This window comes from Nocardia anaemiae NBRC 100462, assembly GCF_001612725.1.
In the GTDB taxonomy this organism is placed as follows: domain Bacteria; phylum Actinomycetota; class Actinomycetes; order Mycobacteriales; family Mycobacteriaceae; genus Nocardia; species Nocardia anaemiae.
Window position 1 is genome coordinate 1 of the sequence record NZ_BDAZ01000048.1, and the last position, 778, is coordinate 778.

Here is a 778-nt window from a genome sequence, read left to right on the forward strand (position 1 = left end):
TGGAAGGCGTAGGTGGGCAGGTCGATTCGCCGAGCTCCGGTACCGACATAGAAACCGGCCCAGTCCACATCGACACCGGCCACGAACAATCGGGCCACACCAACCGAGACCGTCGACGGATCGGCATGGTCACGACGCACCAACCCCACCACCACAGCAGTACCGTCATCGAGAGTCTGAGCGACCATCGGAGACAACACCGCATCAGGCCCCACCTCAGCGAACCGGGACACACCCGAATCCGCCATCGCGGCGACCGCATCAGCGAACCGCACCGTCTCACGAACCTGACCCACCCAATACGACGGATCACACATCTCATCCACGACCTGGACCCCGGTCACAGTCGAGACCAACGGGACGCTCGGCCGAGAAAACGCCAAACCTTCAATCGCCGAAGTGAATTCGGCCAGCATCGGCTCCATCAATACCGAATGGAACGCATGCGAAACCCGCAACCTGTGCGTCCGCCAACCCTTTTCGACACACGCCTCGACAACAGCCGCGACCGCGTCCTCGACACCAGAGAGCACGACCGATGACGGACCATTCACCGCCGCAATCGACACCCCACCGATAAGCAGCGGCAACACGTCGGCCTCCGACGCACCGACCGCCACCATCGCCCCACCAGTAGGCAGTGCCTGCATCAACCGACCACGCGCGGCCACCAGCACACACGCATCCGCCAACGACAACACCCCGGCCACATGCGCCGCAGCCACCTCACCAATCGAATGACCCGCCACAACGTCAGCGCGCACACCCCACGATTCGA

Annotated in this window: 1 protein-coding gene; it reads right to left on the reverse strand. The window is 63.2% G+C overall.

Annotation, left to right across the window (positions count from 1 at the left end; genetic code table 11):
• Positions 1-725 (reverse strand): acyltransferase domain-containing protein (locus tag NA5_RS26275; RefSeq protein WP_245672407.1); only part of this gene is annotated, 725 nt, incomplete at its 3' end.
• Between the last annotated feature and the right edge of the window lie 53 nt (positions 726-778).